The 17,007-nt window shown below is 59.9% G+C and carries 14 protein-coding genes and 1 pseudogene; 12 read left to right on the plus strand and 3 right to left on the minus strand.

The features are described from left to right. The 5 genes from ACVCAM_RS24510 to ACVCAM_RS24530 all read left to right on the plus strand — a co-directional run. On the plus strand, nucleotides 1–556 hold a 556-nt coding region (locus tag ACVCAM_RS24510; RefSeq protein WP_447093720.1), incomplete at its 5' end, for an arginine deiminase family protein. A gap of 10 nt (nucleotides 557–566) precedes the next feature. Next, nucleotides 567–1,478, plus strand: a complete 912-nt coding sequence (arcC, locus tag ACVCAM_RS24515; protein WP_407223016.1) for a carbamate kinase — start codon at nucleotides 567–569, stop codon at nucleotides 1,476–1,478. 26 nt (nucleotides 1,479–1,504) lie between these two features. Next, nucleotides 1,505–2,509, plus strand: coding sequence for an ornithine carbamoyltransferase (gene argF, locus ACVCAM_RS24520; protein WP_008501386.1), 1,005 nt, complete (start codon nucleotides 1,505–1,507; stop codon nucleotides 2,507–2,509). A gap of 47 nt (nucleotides 2,510–2,556) precedes the next feature. Then, nucleotides 2,557–3,960 (plus strand): YfcC family protein, encoded by a 1,404-nt coding sequence (locus ACVCAM_RS24525; protein WP_159125580.1) that lies wholly within the window; start codon nucleotides 2,557–2,559, stop codon nucleotides 3,958–3,960. A gap of 80 nt (nucleotides 3,961–4,040) precedes the next feature. Further along, nucleotides 4,041–4,520: an arginine repressor gene (locus ACVCAM_RS24530; RefSeq protein WP_025912003.1), complete on the plus strand. Its 480-nt coding sequence runs from the start codon at nucleotides 4,041–4,043 to the stop codon at nucleotides 4,518–4,520. 3 nt (nucleotides 4,521–4,523) lie between these two features. Here the strand turns inward: ACVCAM_RS24530 and ACVCAM_RS24535 are convergent. Next, nucleotides 4,524–4,641: pseudogene (locus tag ACVCAM_RS24535) on the minus strand (hypothetical protein). On the opposite strand from ACVCAM_RS24535, the gene ACVCAM_RS24540 reads away from it, so the two are divergent. The 4 genes from ACVCAM_RS24540 (at nucleotide 4,621) to ridA (ending at nucleotide 6,626) form a co-directional block, all read left to right on the plus strand. Beyond that, a complete protein-coding gene (locus tag ACVCAM_RS24540; protein ID WP_022646880.1) occupies nucleotides 4,621–4,725 on the plus strand; it encodes a pyrBI operon leader peptide in 105 nt (34 codons plus the stop codon). The pseudogene ACVCAM_RS24535 and the gene ACVCAM_RS24540 overlap by 21 nt on opposite strands. Before the next feature lie 34 nt (nucleotides 4,726–4,759). Continuing rightward, the gene (gene pyrB, locus ACVCAM_RS24545) at nucleotides 4,760–5,692 is read left to right on the plus strand and encodes an aspartate carbamoyltransferase (RefSeq protein ID WP_008501389.1); all 933 of its coding nucleotides are present in this window, start codon (nucleotides 4,760–4,762) and stop codon (nucleotides 5,690–5,692) included. 12 nt (nucleotides 5,693–5,704) lie between these two features. After that, complete coding sequence (gene pyrI / locus ACVCAM_RS24550) at nucleotides 5,705–6,166, plus strand: aspartate carbamoyltransferase regulatory subunit (RefSeq protein ID WP_008501390.1); 462 nt, start codon at nucleotides 5,705–5,707, stop codon at nucleotides 6,164–6,166. Between the two features lie 73 nt (nucleotides 6,167–6,239). After that, the gene (gene ridA, locus ACVCAM_RS24555) at nucleotides 6,240–6,626 is read left to right on the plus strand and encodes a 2-iminobutanoate/2-iminopropanoate deaminase (RefSeq protein ID WP_008501391.1); all 387 of its coding nucleotides are present in this window, start codon (nucleotides 6,240–6,242) and stop codon (nucleotides 6,624–6,626) included. Between the two features lie 51 nt (nucleotides 6,627–6,677). Here the strand turns inward: ridA and ACVCAM_RS24560 are convergent, their stop codons facing one another. After that, entirely contained in the window at nucleotides 6,678–9,062 is a 2,385-nt protein-coding gene (locus tag ACVCAM_RS24560) for a beta-N-acetylhexosaminidase (RefSeq protein WP_447093721.1), read from the minus strand. A 199-nt stretch (nucleotides 9,063–9,261) separates the two neighbouring features. Then, nucleotides 9,262–11,970: a magnesium-translocating P-type ATPase gene (mgtA, locus tag ACVCAM_RS24565; RefSeq protein ID WP_039024032.1), complete on the minus strand. Its 2,709-nt coding sequence runs from the start codon at nucleotides 11,968–11,970 to the stop codon at nucleotides 9,262–9,264. 391 nt (nucleotides 11,971–12,361) lie between these two features. Between mgtA and treR the strand changes: the two genes are divergently transcribed. The 3 genes from treR (at nucleotide 12,362) to treC (ending at nucleotide 16,564) form a co-directional block, all read left to right on the plus strand. Next, nucleotides 12,362–13,309 carry a trehalose operon repressor TreR gene (gene treR / locus ACVCAM_RS24570; RefSeq protein WP_063418155.1) on the plus strand — a complete coding sequence of 316 codons (948 nt, stop codon included), beginning with the start codon at nucleotides 12,362–12,364 and terminating at the stop codon, nucleotides 13,307–13,309. A gap of 129 nt (nucleotides 13,310–13,438) precedes the next feature. Next, entirely contained in the window at nucleotides 13,439–14,857 is a 1,419-nt protein-coding gene (gene treB / locus ACVCAM_RS24575; RefSeq protein ID WP_008501395.1) for a PTS trehalose transporter subunit IIBC, read from the plus strand. Nucleotides 14,858–14,908: 51 nt separating this feature from the next. Then, nucleotides 14,909–16,564, plus strand: a complete 1,656-nt coding sequence (treC, locus tag ACVCAM_RS24580) for an alpha,alpha-phosphotrehalase (RefSeq protein WP_025911992.1) — start codon at nucleotides 14,909–14,911, stop codon at nucleotides 16,562–16,564. Nucleotides 16,565–17,007: the final 443 nt, after the last annotated feature.

Consider the following 17,007-nt stretch of genomic DNA (forward strand, 5'->3'; position numbering starts at 1 on the left):
CATTGGCCGCGGTGCGGTATTGATCGGCATGTCCGAGCGCACGACGCCGCAGGGCGTGGAGTTCCTCGCCAACAGCCTGTTTAAACACCGTCAGGCCGAGCGCGTCATCGCCGTTGAGCTGCCCAAACACCGCTCCTGCATGCACCTCGACACCGTCATGACCCACATCGACGTGGACACTTTCTCCGTGTACCCGGAAGTGGTGCGTAAAGACGCCCAGTGCTGGACGCTCACCCCGGACGGCCGCGGCGGCCTGCTGCGCACCCAGGAAACCGACCTGCTGCACGCCATCGAGAAAGCGCTCGGCATTAACCAGGTACGTCTGATCACCACCGGCGGCGACGCCTTTGAGGCCGAACGCGAGCAGTGGAACGACGCCAATAACGTCCTGACCATCCGCCCCGGCGTGGTGATCGGATACGAGCGCAACGTCTGGACCAACGAGAAGTACGACAAAGCGGGTATCACCGTACTGCCCATCCCGGGCGACGAACTCGGACGCGGCCGCGGCGGCGCGCGCTGCATGAGCTGCCCGCTGGAACGCGACGGAATTTAAAGGAGCCATCATGGAACGAAAACCCACTCTGGTTGTGGCCCTGGGCGGCAACGCGCTGCTCAAGCGCGGCGAGCCGCTGGAAGCGGAGATCCAGCGCCAGAACATCGAGCAGGCCGCCCGCACCATCGCCGGCTTAACGGCGCAGTGGCGCGTGGTGCTGGTGCACGGCAACGGCCCGCAGATCGGACTGCTGGCGCTGCAGAACAGCGCCTACGACAAAGTCACGCCCTACCCGCTGGACGTTCTCGGCGCCGAAAGCCAGGGAATGATCGGCTACATGCTCCAGCAGGCGCTGAAAAACAGCCTGCCGCAGCGGGAGGTGAGCGTTCTGCTCACCCAGGTGGAAGTGGACGCCGCCGACCCGGCCTTCAGCAACCCGACCAAATACATCGGCCCGGTGTACAGCGAAGCCCAGGCAAAAACGCTGGCCGCGGAGAAAGGCTGGGTGTTTAAGGCCGACGGCAGCTACGTCCGCCGCGTGGTGCCCTCTCCGCAGCCGAAGCGCATCGTTGAGAGCGACGCCATCACGGCGCTGATCCAGCGCGACCATCTGGTGATCTGCAACGGCGGCGGCGGGGTGCCGGTGGTGGAACAGGCCAACGGCTATCGCGGCATTGAGGCGGTGATCGACAAAGACCTCTCCGCCGCCCTGCTGGCACGCCAGATCGAAGCCGATGCCCTGCTGATCCTCACCGATGCCGACGCGGTGTACCTCGACTGGGGCAAACCGACCCAGCGTCCGCTGGCGCAGGTGACGCCGGAGCTGCTCAAAGGCATACAGTTCGACGCCGGATCGATGGGGCCGAAGGTGGCCGCCTGCCGCGAGTTCGTTGAAGCCTGCAACGGCATTGCCGGGATCGGCGCGCTGGCCGACGGCGCGGAGATCCTCGCGGGCGAGAAAGGCACGTTGATTCGTAACTGAACACTCATTTTAAAAAGGATTTACCCATGACCATCAACCTGAAAAACCGCAACTTCCTCAAACTGCTGGACTACACCCCGGCGGAGATCCAGTACCTGATCGACCTCGCCATCGAGCTCAAGGCCGCCAAAAAAGCCGGGCGCGAGAAGCAAACCCTGGTCGGGAAAAACATCGCCCTGATCTTTGAAAAAACCTCCACCCGCACCCGCTGCGCCTTCGAAGTGGGCGCGTTCGACCAGGGCGCGCAGGTCACCTATCTCGGCCCAAGCGGATCGCAGATTGGCCATAAAGAGTCAATGAAAGACACCGCCCGCGTGCTGGGCCGCATGTATGACGGCATCGAATACCGCGGCTACGGCCAGGCCATCGTCGAAGAGCTGGGCGAGTACGCGGGCGTGCCGGTGTGGAACGGCCTGACCGACGAGTTCCACCCAACGCAAATTCTCGCCGACCTGATGACCATGCTGGAGCACTCCCCGGGCAAAACCCTGCCTGAGCTGAGCTTTGCCTATCTCGGCGACGCGCGCAACAACATGGGCAACTCCCTGATGGTCGGTGCGGCCAAGATGGGGATGGATATCCGCCTCGTTGCGCCGAAATCCTTCTGGCCGGAGGCAGGCCTGGTTGAGCAGTGCCGCGCCATTGCGAAAGAGACGGGCGCGCGCATCACCCTCACCGACGACGTGGAAGAAGGCGTGCAGGGGACCGATTTCCTCTATACCGACGTGTGGGTCTCCATGGGCGAGCCGAAGGAAGCCTGGGCCGAGCGCGTCAGCCTGATGAAGCCGTATCAGATTAACGCCCAGGTCATGAAGGCCACCGGCAACCCGAACGTCAAGTTCATGCACTGCCTGCCCGCGTTCCACAACGAGCACACTAAGGTGGGCCGCGAAATCGAGATGGCGTACGGCCTGAAGGGGCTGGAGGTGACGGAAGAGGTCTTTGAATCACCGAACTCCATCGTCTTCGACGAAGCAGAGAACCGCATGCACACCATTAAAGCGGTCATGGTGGCGACACTCGGCGACTAATCACCGCCCGGCGCGCCGCGGGGTGCGCCGGGTTTCAGGAGAACATCATGGGCAAGTTCAAGTTTCCCTCCGCTTACACCATTCTCTTTTTTCTGATTGCCGTCGTGGCCGTGCTGACGTGGATTGTCCCGGCCGGGCAGTACCATATGGCAATGAACGAGGTGCTCGGCAAAGACGTCCCCGTTGCAGGCACCTACGCGCACGTCGCGGCGCATCCGCAGGGGCTGGTTTCGGTGCTGATGGCGCCGATTGCCGGGCTGTACGATCCGGAATCCGGCCAGGCCGGGGCGATCGACGTGGCGCTGTTTATTCTGATCATCGGGGGATTCCTCGGGATCGTCACCAAAACCGGGGCGATTGACGCCGGGATCGAGCGTGTGACCACCCGACTGCGCGGACGCGAGGAGTGGATGATCCCGATCCTGATGGCGCTGTTTGCCGCAGGCGGCACGATTTACGGTATGGCCGAAGAGTCACTGCCCTTCTATACCTTACTGGTGCCGGTGATGCTGGCCGCGCGGTTCGATCCGGTTGTCGCTGCCTCTACCGTGCTGCTCGGGGCGGGGATCGGCACCCTCGGCTCCACCATTAACCCGTTTGCCACGGTGATCGCCGCCAACGCCGCCGGGATCCCCTTCACCAACGGCATCGCCCTGCGCGTGGCGCTGCTGGTCATCGGCTGGATCATCTGCGTGGCGTGGGTGATGCGCTACGCCCGCAAGGTGCGTAAGGATCCCTCGCAGTCCATCGTTGCAGACAAGCAGGAGGAGAACCTCGCCCATTTCCTCGGCAACAAGGGCGAACAGTCCCTGGAATTCACCCCGGTGCGCAAAATCATCCTGGTGATTTTCGCTCTGGCCTTCGCGGTGATGATTTACGGCGTGGCGGTGCTGGGCTGGTGGATGGCGGAGATTTCAGCGGTGTTTCTCGCCAGCGCGATCATCGTCGGCCTGATTGCCCGCATGAGCGAAGAGGAGCTGACGTCGACGTTTATCAACGGCGCGCGAGATTTGCTGGGCGTCGCGCTGATTATCGGCATCGCGCGCGGTATCGTAGTCATCATGGATAAGGGCATGATTACCCACACCATTTTGCACAGCGCGGAAGGGCTGGTCAGCGGGTTGTCCACGGTAGCGTTTATCAACGTGATGTACTGGCTGGAAGTCGTGCTGTCGTTTCTTGTGCCTTCTTCATCCGGCCTGGCCGTTCTGACGATGCCGATCATGGCGCCGCTTGCTGATTTCGCTAACGTCAACCGCGACCTGGTGGTTACGGCTTACCAGTCGGCCTCCGGCATCGTTAACCTTGTCACGCCGACCTCTGCGGTGGTCATGGGCGGGCTGGCTATCGCCCGGGTACCTTACGTGCGCTACCTGAAATGGGTGGCGCCGCTGCTGGCGATCCTGACGGTGGTGATTATGGTGGCGTTAAGTCTGGGGGCGTTGTTGTAATTTGCCGGATGGCGCTGCGCTTATCCGGCCTACGGATCGGTGCGGTGTCACCGGTTATTTCGGGAACTGATATGGGAAACATGATGGATTACGAAGAGTACTCTCCCAAAGAACAGCTGCAGCTCACGGTGTGCCAGCGTTTGATCGCCGAAAAGAGTTACCTTTCGCAGGAAGAGATTCGCCGCGACCTGCAGGAGAGAGGGTTTGACAGCATCAGCCAGTCGACCGTTTCGCGATTGCTGAAGTTGCTCGGAGTCATAAAAATTCGAAATGCCAAAGGGCTAAAGATTTATTCGTTGAATCCTCAGCTGCGCCCTGCCCCCGACGCCGCGCGTACCGTTTCGGAAATGGTGGTCAGCGTTGAGCATAATAGCGAGTTTATCCTTGTCCATACCGTCGCCGGATATGGCCGCGCGGTGGCGCGTATTCTGGATTATCACCAGCTTCCGGAAATTTTAGGCGTGGTGGCCGGCAGCAGTATTGTCTGGGTCGCCCCCCGGGTGGTGAAGCGCACCGCGCTGGTGCATAAGCAAATTAATTATTTACTCAGAACGCATTAATATTCACAAAGAACCGTTTGCATTGAGTAAAGCGTGCATTAAATCGCTTGATCCGAAAAGCGAGCTGCGTATAATGCCCGACAATTTGCCGGGAGGAAGCATGGTCAAGCGTGTACGACATAACGTCTTACCGCGTCTGAAATCAGACGCTGGCCTGCCGTTTTTCTTCCCGTTGCTAAACCTATTCCCAGAGCCCCTCATTTGAGGGGCTTTTTTTTGCCCGGCGTCAGGAGATAAACATGAATCCGCTTTATCAAAAACACATCATTTCCATAAACGACCTCAGCCGCGAAGAGCTGGAACTGGTTCTGGAAACCGCGGCAAAACTGAAGGCCAATCCGCAACCGGAGCTGCTGAAGCACAAGGTGATTGCGAGCTGCTTCTTTGAAGCCTCGACCCGCACCCGCCTCTCCTTTGAGACCTCCATGCACCGCCTGGGCGCGAGCGTGGTGGGCTTCTCTGACAGCAGCAACACGTCGCTGGGTAAAAAAGGCGAGACCCTGGCGGATACCATTTCAGTGATTAGCACCTACGTCGACGCGATTGTGATGCGTCACCCGCAGGAGGGCGCGGCGCGCCTGGCAACCGAGTTTTCCGGCGGCATTCCGGTGCTGAACGCCGGTGACGGTGCCAACCAGCACCCAACGCAGACGCTGCTGGATCTGTTCACTATTCAGGAGACCCAGGGCAAGCTCGAGAACCTGAACATCGCCATGGTTGGCGACCTGAAGTATGGCCGCACCGTCCACTCCCTGACCCAGGCGCTGGCGAAATTTAACGGCAACCGCTTCTACTTCATTGCCCCGGAGGCGCTGGCGATGCCGCAGTACATTCTCGACATGCTGGACGAGAAAGGCATTGCGTGGAGCCTGCATGCCAGCATCGAAGAGGTGATGAGCCACGTGGATATTCTGTACATGACCCGCGTGCAGAAAGAGCGTCTGGACCCGTCCGAATACGCCAACGTGAAGGCGCAGTTCGTGCTGCGCGCCAGCGACCTGGAAGGCGCGCGCGACAACATGAAGGTGCTGCATCCGCTGCCGCGCATCGATGAGATCACCACAGACGTGGATAAAACGCCGCACGCCTGGTACTTCCAGCAGGCCGGGAACGGCATCTTCGCTCGCCAGGCGTTACTGGCACTGGTTCTGAATCGCGAATTAGCTCTGTAAGGGGAGACGACCATGACACACGATAACAAACTCCAGGTTGAAGCCATCAAGCGTGGCACCGTGATTGACCATATCCCTGCGCAGGTGGGCTTTAAGCTGCTGACGCTGTTCAAACTGACCGAAACTGACCAGCGCATCACCATCGGCCTGAACCTGCCGTCGGGCGAGATGGGCCGCAAAGACCTGATCAAAATCGAGAACACCTTCCTGACCGACGAGCAGGTTAACCAGCTGTCGCTGTACGCGCCGGACGCCACCGTCAACCGCATCGACGAGTACGAAGTGGTCGGCAAATCACGCCCGAGCCTGCCAGAACGTATCGAAAGCGTGCTGGTCTGCCCGAACAGCAACTGCATCAGTCATGCAGAACCGGTTTCCTCCAGTTTCGCAGTGAAAAAGCGCGCGAATGACATCGCACTCAAATGCAAATACTGCGAAAAAGAGTTTTCTCATTATGTGGTGCTGGCCAACTAATTGAGGTTGGTAATGAAATCCCGGCTGTTATAATGGCCGGGAACATTCTTAACGCTGTAATTCTGGAGAAAACATGAGCAAAGTACTCGCGACGGAAAATGCACCAGCCGCTATCGGCCCTTACGTTCAGGGCGTTGATCTGGGCAGCATGATCATCACTTCAGGTCAGATCCCCGTAAACCCAAAAACCGGCGCGGTGCCGGAAGATGTCGCGGCGCAGGCGCGTCAGTCGCTGGAAAACGTGCAGGCTATCGTTGAATCTGCCGGCCTGAAAGTGGGTGATATCGTGAAAACCACCGTGTTCGTGAAGGATCTGAACGATTTCGCGACCGTTAACGCCACTTACGAAGCGTTCTTCACCGAGCATAACGCCACCTTCCCGGCGCGCTCCTGCGTGGAAGTGGCGCGTCTGCCAAAAGACGTGAAAATTGAAATCGAAGCGATTGCCGTTCGTCGCTAAATCGCTTTGGCGATGAAAAAAGGCAGCCCAGGCTGCCTTTTTTGTTGCTTGCTACTGATTCCGCGTGGCGCGCAGCAGCGTCTCCAGCGGGTACACCGCCGCAATCACCACTTCGTCCTGCACCTTCGCCGCGTTATCCAGCTCGCTCTGAATCGAGGCGATCTCTTTGTCATCCAGCGTGCTCTGACGCGCCACCAGGTCGGTGAGCCGCAGGCCAATCGACGCCAGCTTATCCACTTCCTGGATCACCGGCTTCATCGCCTTCAGCTGATAGCTGTTTTCGCTTAAGGCCAGCGCGTCGCTGGTGTTGCTCTGCCAGCGGTTAAAGACGTGGCGCAGGGCGTCGGCGCTTTCCGTGTCTTCCGCATCGCTCACCAGACGGTCCGCCCATTTGTGCATCTGGCGCACGGTGGTGCTTTCGGCGTTCAGCGCATCCGCAAAGCGGTTGAGGGGCTCGAACTGATGGTAGTTTCCGGCCTGGAACTTCAGGTGCTGGCGGGTGTAATACTGAGCCGGTTCAATCGCCTGCGCGAGGACCTGCAGCGGCAGCGTGTCGGCATTACCGGCGAGGCGCGTGAACTGCACCTGCTGCTGGGTATGCTGCTGCAGCCCGACCGACACCGTCGACCAGCTGTCCATCGCCTGCAGGCGGGTGTACATGTTGTCGACGTCGTTGACGTCCTGCGCGGACCAGAGCCGCTCCGCCACCGCAAACGTACGCGGCCACAGACGAATATCCAGCACCGGCGCCACCACGTTTTCCGCCCACAGCGCCGCTTCGCCGCCGAGCAGGTTGGACTGGTTCGCCACGTCCGGCACGACGGGCGGAACGCCTTTCGGCACGTCGTCCAGACGCGTGCCGCTAATCGGGTAGCGCGTATTCCCGACAAGGAAATAACCGGAGAGTTTGTCGTTATCGACGGTGACGACCGGGCGCGTTTCGCCCATCCAGGTATCGACCGTGAAGGTCACCTGATTGTCATCCCGCCATTCAATATCCTGCACCGCGCGGCGGGATTTCCCGGCAAAATCAATAAACCCGCGCCAGCCGGCATCCCCTTTCACCAGCGTGAAGCTCCCCTCCACCGGCTTGCCCTTCAGGCGCGGCATGGAGAAGGCCCAGCTCTGGGCGCTGTCGGTGTCCGCTATCACGTCCACGCCGTTTAACCCCTGCGGGACGATCTCGTTGCGGTAGTGATAGGCGGTGGACTGGGGCTGGTCGAGATAAAAGCCGGTCGACAGAATGCCCCTGTAGCCGTTCTGCGCCACCTGCCCCAGCGCGTCCTGGCCCTGCCAGGACTGGATCAGAATGCTTTTCGGCAGATCGGGATGGTAGATCTCATCCCAGCCGACCATCTGGCGGTGATGCTTCTCGAGGATCGTTTCCAGCCTGCGGTTGAAGTACGCCTGCAGCGCGTGGCTGTCCGCCAGCCTGTTGTCGCGCATAAACTGCTGGATAGCCGGGTTCGCTTTCCACTGGCTGTCGTCCACCTCGTCGCCGCCGATGTGCAGATACGGATCGGGGAAGATCGCCTCCAGTTCGCTGACCATCGCGTCGGCAAAAGCGTAAGCTGCGTCTTTTGTCGGATCCAGCACCGGCTTCAGCACGCCCCAGTGGCGTTCCATGGCGTACGGCCCCGGCGCACTCATTAGCTCCGGGTAGGCCACGGCAATCGCCGAGGCGTGGCCCGGCATGTCGATCTCCGGCACCACGCGAATGCCGCGCTCGGCGGCGTAACGCACCACCTCACGCATCTGTTCAGGCGTGTAGAACAGCCCGTCGCTGGCAAGCTGGGTTAATTTTGGATAACGCTTCGAGCTGAAGCGCCAGCCCTGGTCGTCGGTCAAATGCCAGTGCAGCACGTTGAGCTTCGCCGCGGCCATGCCGTCGATCTGGCGTTTGATATCCGGCAGCGGGAGAAAGTGGCGTGCCGAATCGAGCAGCAGCCCGCGCCACGGGAAGCGCGGTGAATCTTCAATGGTCACCCACGGGATCGAGGTATTTTCCGCCCCGTTCTGCACCAGCTGGAGCAAACTTTCCATGGCGCGCAAGGCACCGAAGCGGGTGTTGGCGGAGATATCGACGCCGTTGGCGTCCACCGTGAGCTTATAGCTTTCATCGCTGTCCGGCAGCGGCTGCGGCTTCACCTTTTTAGCGATGGCGATGCGGATAGTTGGTTTGTCTGGCTTTTCAGCCTGAGGCTGCAGCGTCCAGCCGGTTTGCAGGGCGATGCGCTGGCGCAGTCGGTTGACGGCGTCACCGAGATCGTCCCCGCTGACGCTTACAGAAACGTTGTTGCTAAGCACCAGTGCGCCCTGGGTCGTCGGGCGTTCGACCTTCGCAGGCCAGGGCATTAAGGGGAGATCCCCTGCCGGGGCGGCAAAGGCAGAGGCGCCGAGCATCAGCCCGGCGGTTAAGAGACTGTACCGTAACATGAATGTTCCTTATCTGACGGGCCAAATAAAGGCAAAACATTCTGTTAACATGCGCTCATTTTGTCGTCAAGCGAATGCGCCGACGGAGATCACAGGTTGTTGAATTTGGGAGGAAAGCCATTGCCGGGTGGCGGCTTCGCCTTACCCGGCCTACGTTCGGATCGTAGGCCCGGTAAGCGCAGCGCCACCGGGCTTGCCGTTACTGCCAGCCATACCGACGCGCATAGAACCCTTTCACCATCTGGGTCAGCACCATATAACCGGCGAGGATCGCCACCAGCCACGGGAAGTAGCTCAGCGGCAGCGCCTGCAGCTGCAGGTAGCTCGCCAGCGGTGAGAACGGCAGCGCGATGCCGAGCGCCATCACAATCCCCGTCATCACAATCAGCGGCCACGCGGCGCGGCTCTGGATGAACGGAATGCGGCGGGTGCGGATCATATGCACAATCAGCGTCTGGGACAGCAGACCTACCACGAACCAGCCGGACTGGAACAGCGTCTGGTGTTCCGGGGTGTTGGCGTGGAACACAAACCACATCAGGCAGAAGGTCAGGATGTCGAAGATGGAGCTGATCGGGCCAAAGAACAGCATAAAGCGCCCAAGATCTGCCGGGTTCCAGTGCTGCGGCTTCTGGATCTGCTCGTCGTCCACGTTATCAAACGGGATCGCCACCTGAGACACGTCGTACATCAGGTTCTGGATCAGCAGGTGCAGCGGCAGCATCGGCAGGAACGGCAGAAACGCGCTCGCCACCAGCACGCTGAAGACGTTACCGAAGTTGGAGCTGGCGGTCATCTTGATGTACTTGAGCATATTGGCAAAGGTACGGCGCCCTTCGATCACGCCCTCCTCCAGCACCATCAGGCTCTTTTCCAGCAGAATGATATCCGCCGCTTCGCGGGCAATATCGACCGCCCCGTCTACGGAGATACCGATATCCGCCGCACGCAGGGCGGGCGCATCGTTGATGCCGTCGCCCATGAAGCCCACCACGTGCCCTTCTCGCTTAAGCAGGGTGACGATGCGCTCTTTGTGCATCGGCGTCAGGCGGGCAAACAGCGTGGTGCGCTGGGCCAGCTTCGCCAGCTCGTCATCGGAGAGATGTTCAATATCGCTCCCCACCACCACGTCGCCCGCGTCCAGCCCCACCTCGTGGCACACTTTGGCCGCCACCAGCTCGCTGTCGCCGGTGAGAATTTTGACGGTAATGCCGCTCGCCTTCAGCGCCTTCAGCGCCGGGGCGGTGGTCTCTTTCGGCGGATCGAGGAAGGCGATGTAGCCCTCGAGGATCAGATCGGATTCGTCAATACGCTGGTAATCCCCCTCCCGCGCGGGCAGGAACTTGCTCGCCACCGCCACCACGCGCAGCCCCTGACGGTTGAGGTTGTCGGTGACGCGCTTGATGCGGCGCAGCATGGTGTCGTCCAGCGGCACGATGTCACCGTTATAGCGCACCTGCGTCGACACGTTCAGGATCTCCTGCAGCGCCCCTTTGCAGATCAGCTGATGCACGTTCGGCTGCTCGCTCACCACCACCGACATACGGCGGCGCTCGAAGTCGAACGGGATCTCATCCACCTTCTGCCAGCGGCCGGAGAGCGTGCGGGCGGCCTCCTCGTCCACGCCTTCCAGCACGGCGACGTCGAGCAGGTTTTTCAGCCCGGTCTGGTAATGGCTGTTCAGCCACGCGCTGTGCAGCACGCGCTCGCTGGTTTTGCCGGAGATATCGGTGTGGTTCTCCAGCACGATTTTGTCCTGCGTCAGGGTGCCGGTTTTATCGGTGCAGAGAATGTCCATCGCGCCAAAGTTCTGAATGGCATCAAGGTGTTTGACGATCACCTTTTGTTTAGAGAGCTTCACCGCCCCGCGCGCCAGCGTAGAGGTCACAATCATCGGCAGCATTTCCGGCGTTAAGCCGACCGCCACGGAGAGCGCAAACAGCGCCGCCTCCCACCAGTCGCCTTTGGTGTAGCCGTTGATCAGCAGCACGATCGGCGTCATCACCATCATAAAGCGGATCAGCAGCATGCTGACGCGGCCAATCCCTTTCTGGAAGGCATTCGGCTCGCTCTCCTGCTCGCTGACGCGCCCGGCAAGCTGACCAAACCAGGTGTTGCCCCCGGTGGCGGTGACAATCGCCTGCGCGGTGCCGCTGACGACCGTGGTCCCCATAAAGCACAGGGTGTCGCACTCGAGCGGGTTCATCTGCTGCGGGTCGCGGCTGCGCGCCACCTTTTCAACGGGCAGGGATTCGCCGGTCAGGGAAGCCTGCGCCACAAAGAGATCGCGCGCCTGGATGATGCGTAAATCCGCCGGGATCATGTCCCCCGCGGCCAGCTTCACCAGATCGCCCGGCACCAGCTGGTCGATAGGCAATTCCACCCAGGCGTTTTCGCCGAGATCGTTGATCACGCGCGAGACGGTCGCGGTGTTGCTGACCATCGCCTTCAGGGCGTCCGCCGCTTTGGTGGAGCGGGCCTCCTGAATAAAGTTCAGCAGCGTGGAGATGCCCACCATCAGGGCAATCACCCCTGCGGCAAACAGATCTTCCGTCGCGTAGGAGATGAGGCCGAGCACGGTCAGCAGCAGGTTGAACGGGTTGCGGTAGCAGAGCCACAGATGCACCCACCACGGAGACGGCTTTTGCGCCGGAATGAGGTTATCGCCATGCACGGCGCGGATTTTTTCCACTTCTGCCGCGTTCAGCCCTTCCGGGTGTCCGCCAAAGGCGCGCCAGACTTCGTTTTCATCCATCGCCGCCACGTTCAGGCAGCGTTCGGTCAGGGACGCGGGGATCGCCGCCCCCGCCATGTTTTTGGCGTTTGGCAGCGGGTCGCGCTGAACAAGACGGTGTGGCAGGTGGCGGCTCAGCAGGGCCTGCAGCTGCCGGGTGATATTTTTAAACATCGTCATTCCTCCGCATCCGCAAAGGCGGACGCAGCATTTCCTTCAGGCGTGGCAAAGCCGTACCTGAGAGGCACTTAATTTTTCAAGCAGGAACGTTTGGAACGCTGCTGCCTCACATCACCGGTGAGTCAGCAACAGGCTGGCTTACCGGAAAGAACGCATTCTCCCGTTCAGGAGAGGTGTGGGATCGGGATCCATGAAGCCTCCGGTAAGTAAAAAGTAGGGTGTCGCCGCGCAGTATAAGGATTTAAGCGTACCCTTTTTGATGATTCGGGCGGTATTATACCCCCCTGCAAATAAACCGAACGTAAACCAGATTTAGCCCATAGCGAAATCGCGCTATAGCATTAGGCTCAATTCATTACATTGTCGTTGTTACAGGGAATACAGCATGCAGAACCGCCTTACGATTAAAGACATCGCGCGTTTAAGCGGCGTGGGGAAATCGACCGTCTCACGCGTGCTGAACAACGAAAGCGGCGTCAGCGAACGCACCCGCGAGCGCGTTGAGGCGGTCATGAATCAGCACGGCTTTTCCCCTTCCCGCTCCGCGCGCGCCATGCGCGGGCAGAGTGACAAAGTGGTCGCCATCATTGTCTCGCGTCTGGATTCTCTGTCTGAAAACCTCGCCGTGCAGACCATGCTGCCCGCCTTCTATGAGCAGGGATATGACCCGATCATGATGGAGAGCCAGTTCTCGCCCCAGCTGGTGGAAGAGCATCTGGGGATGCTTCAGCGGCGCAACATTGACGGCGTGGTGCTGTTCGGCTTTACCGGCATCAAAGACGAGATGCTGAAACCCTGGCAGCCGTCGCTGGTGCTGCTGGCGCGCGATGCCCACGGTTTTGCCTCCGTCTGCTATGACGACGAGGGCGCGATTATCACCCTGATGCAGCGCCTGTTTGACGAAGGCCATCGCCACATCAGCTTCCTCGGCGTACCGCACGCGGACGTTACCACCGGCAAGCGACGCCATGAGGCCTATCTGGCGTTTTGCAAAAAGCACAACCTCTCCGCCGTGGCCTCCCTGCCGGGGCTGGGCATGAAGCAGGGCTACGAGCAGGTCGCCAGCGTCCTGACGCCGCAGACCACCGCGCTGGTGTGCGCCACGGATACGCTGGCGCTGGGCGCGAGTAAATATCTGCAGGAGCAGCGTATCGACGGTCTGCAGGTCGCGAGCGTCGGCAGCACGCCGCTGATGAAGTTTTTGCACCCGGAGATCATCACCGTCGATCCGGGCTACGCTGAGTCCGGCAGACAGGCCGCCGCGCAGCTGATCGAGCAGATCACCGGGCGCGCAGAGCCGCGTCAGATCGTTATTCCTGCCCACCTTTCATAACCCCCACCAATCGGTTTATTGTGATCTTCGCCCGATTTCGGGAACGTTCCCATTTTCGCCGTCACGCTGAAGGAGTAGGCTTGCGCTCAGGTCATTACACCCCCTCACCATCTGTCATGAGGTTTCATGATGAGTAAAGTCAAACAAGCAGATATCGATCAGCTGATCGTCCTGGTCGGCGGCCGCGAAAACATCGCAACCGTCAGCCATTGCATTACCCGCCTGCGCTTCGTGCTGAACGATCCGGCCAAAGCGAACCCGAAGGCGATTGAAGAGCTTTCCATGGTAAAAGGCTGCTTCACCAACGCCGGTCAGTTCCAGGTGGTGATTGGTACCGAAGTGGGCGATTACTATCAGGCTCTGCTGGCGACCACCGGGCACAGCGCGGCGGATAAAGAGCAGGCCAAGAAGGCTGCGCGCCAGAATATGAAGTGGCACGAGCAGCTGATTTCCCACTTCGCGGAGATCTTCTTCCCGCTGCTGCCGGCGCTGATCAGCGGAGGCCTGATTTTAGGCTTCCGTAACGTCATCGGCGACGTGCCGATGAGCGACGGCAAGACCCTGGCGCAGATGTACCCGGCGCTGAAAACCGTGTACGACTTCCTGTGGCTGATTGGCGAAGCGATCTTCTTCTATCTGCCGGTCGGGATTTGCTGGTCCGCAGTGCGCAAGATGGGCGGTACGCCGATCCTCGGTATTGTACTCGGCGTCACGCTGGTCTCTCCGCAGTTAATGAACGCTTACTTACTTGGTCAACAGGTGCCAGAGGTGTGGAACTTCGGCCTGTTTAGCATCGCCAAAGTGGGCTATCAGGCGCAGGTCATTCCGGCCCTGCTGGCGGGCCTGGCGCTGGGCTTTATTGAAACCCGACTGAAACGCATCGTGCCGGATTATCTCTATCTGGTGGTGGTGCCGGTCTGCTCGCTGATTCTGGCGGTCTTCCTGGCGCATGCCTTTATCGGTCCGTTTGGCCGCATGATTGGCGACGGCGTGGCCTTCGCGGTGCGTCACCTTATGACCGGCAGCTTCGCCCCGATTGGCGCCGCGCTGTTTGGCTTCCTGTACGCCCCGCTGGTGATCACCGGCGTGCACCAGACCACGCTGGCCATTGATATGCAGATGATCCAGAGCCTCGGCGGCACGCCGGTCTGGCCGATTATCGCCCTGTCTAACATTGCCCAAGCGTCCGCGGTGACCGGCATCATTATCGTCAGCCGCAAGCACAACGAACGCGAGATCTCCGTTCCGGCGGCCATCTCCGCCTACCTCGGCGTCACCGAACCGGCAATGTACGGTATCAACCTGAAATACCGCTTCCCGATGCTCTGCGCGATGATCGGTTCCGGTCTGGCAGGCCTGGTGTGTGGACTGAACGGCGTGATGGCGAACGGGATTGGCGTCGGCGGCCTGCCGGGCATCCTCTCCATCCAGCCCGCTTACTGGCAGGTGTTTGCCCTGGCAATGGCCATCGCCATCATCGTCCCAATGGCGCTGACCACCGTGGTTTACCAGCGTAAGTTCCGTCAGGGCTCGCTGCAGATTGTTTAACTTCATCTTTCGGGGCGCAGTTGCGCCCCTTCGCATTTGCAGGAACGCATTATGAATACCCTTCCTCACTGGTGGCAGAACGGCGTCATCTACCAGATTTACCCAAAGAGTTTCCAGGACACCACCGGCAGCGGCACCGGCGATTTACGCGGCGTGACGCAGCGTCTGGACTATCTGAAAACCCTCGGCATTGACGCCATCTGGCTGACGCCGTTTTATATCTCTCCGCAGGTGGACAACGGCTACGACGTGGCGAACTACACCGCCATCGATCCGGCCTACGGCACGCTGGATGATTTCGACGAGCTGGTCGCTGAGGCGCACGCGCGCGGCATTCGCATCGTGCTGGATATGGTGTTTAACCACACCTCAACCCAGCACGCCTGGTTCCGCGAGTCGCTGAACAAAGCGAGCCCGTACCGCCAGTTCTACATCTGGCGAGACGGCACGCCGGAGCAGCTTCCCAACAACTGGCGCTCCAAGTTTGGCGGCAACGCCTGGCGCTGGCACGCGGAGAGCGAGCAGTATTACCTGCACCTGTTCGCGCCAGAGCAGGCGGACCTCAACTGGGAAAACCCGGCGGTGCGCGCCGAGCTGAAAAAGGTGTGCGAGTTCTGGGCCGATCGCGGCGTGGACGGCCTGCGTCTGGACGTCATTAACCTGATTTCAAAAGATCAGGATTTCCCTGACGACAACATCGGCGACGGTCGCCGCTTCTATACCGACGGGCCGCGCATCCACGAATATCTCCAGGAGATGAGCCGCGACGTCTTTACGCCGCGCAACCTGATGACGGTGGGCGAGATGTCCTCGACCTCGCTGGAGAACTGCCAGCAGTATGCGTCTCTCGACGGGCGCGAGCTGTCGATGACCTTTAACTTCCATCATCTGAAGGTGGACTACCCGGGCGGCGAAAAGTGGACGCTGGCGAAGCCGGACTTCGTGGCGCTAAAAACCCTCTTCCGCCACTGGCAGCAGGGGATGCACAACAAAGCCTGGAATGCGCTGTTCTGGTGTAACCACGATCAGCCGCGCATCGTGTCGCGCTTTGGTGATGAAGGCGAACACCGCGTAGCGGCGGCGAAGATGCTCGGCATGGTGCTGCACGGGATGCAGGGCACGCCGTATATCTATCAGGGTGAAGAGCTTGGCATGACCAACCCGCACTTCAGCCGCATCACCGACTATCGCGACGTGGAAAGTCTAAACATGTTCGCCGAACTGCGCGCCAGCGGCCGCGAGCCGGATGAATTACTGGCGATTCTGGCGAGCAAGTCCCGCGACAACGGGCGAACCCCAATGCAGTGGGACGCGTCGCACAATGCGGGCTTTACCGAGGGCGAGCCGTGGATTGGGGTCTGCGATAACTACGAAACCGTGAACGCCCGCGCGGCGCTGGACGATGCGGATTCGGTGTTCTACACCTACCAGTCGCTGATTCGCCTGCGCAAAACCCTGCCGGTGCTGACGTGGGGGGATTATGAGGATCTCCTGCCGGAACACCCTTCCCTGTGGTGCTATCGCCGCCAGTGGCAGGGGCAGACGCTGATGGTGGTGGCGAACCTGAGTCGGGAACGCCAGCAGTGGCAGCCGGACCCGGTACAGGGCGCCTGGCGGGTCGCTCTCGGCAACTATGATGACGTTCCCTCCCGCCCCAATGCGCGGCTATTGCGCCCGTTTGAAGCCATCTGGTGGGTGCAGGAATAAATACCAGGAGATACAGCATGCTGTATCTCCTTTTTTATGTTTAGCGATACGCTAAATGTACGACGATAACTTTTACATCACGCTGTGCCCAAAATAAAAATAGCCCTGCCAATTAAATAACCTCGGCAGGATATGATGAAAAAGACAATTATTAAAGCAACGTGTATTAGCGCATTATTATTAAGCACGCAGGGATGGTGCGGAAATACATCCGTCGACCTTCGATTTGGTCATAATACGCGCTCAGACGTAAATGATTCACGTATTAAGGTCATGCATCAGGCAAATAACGGTTTTTACTTCTCCATTGAAGCCGCACAAAACCACAACGATACCTTTTTTGGTGATACCGACCGATATAATCCCGATGACAAAGGGTTAGGGAAGGTGCGAATAAGCAGGTCATTTCTTCCCAAGCTGACTCGCTGATTAAAATTTCGCGT

This window comes from Enterobacter sp. CFEC122, from assembly GCF_052983755.1.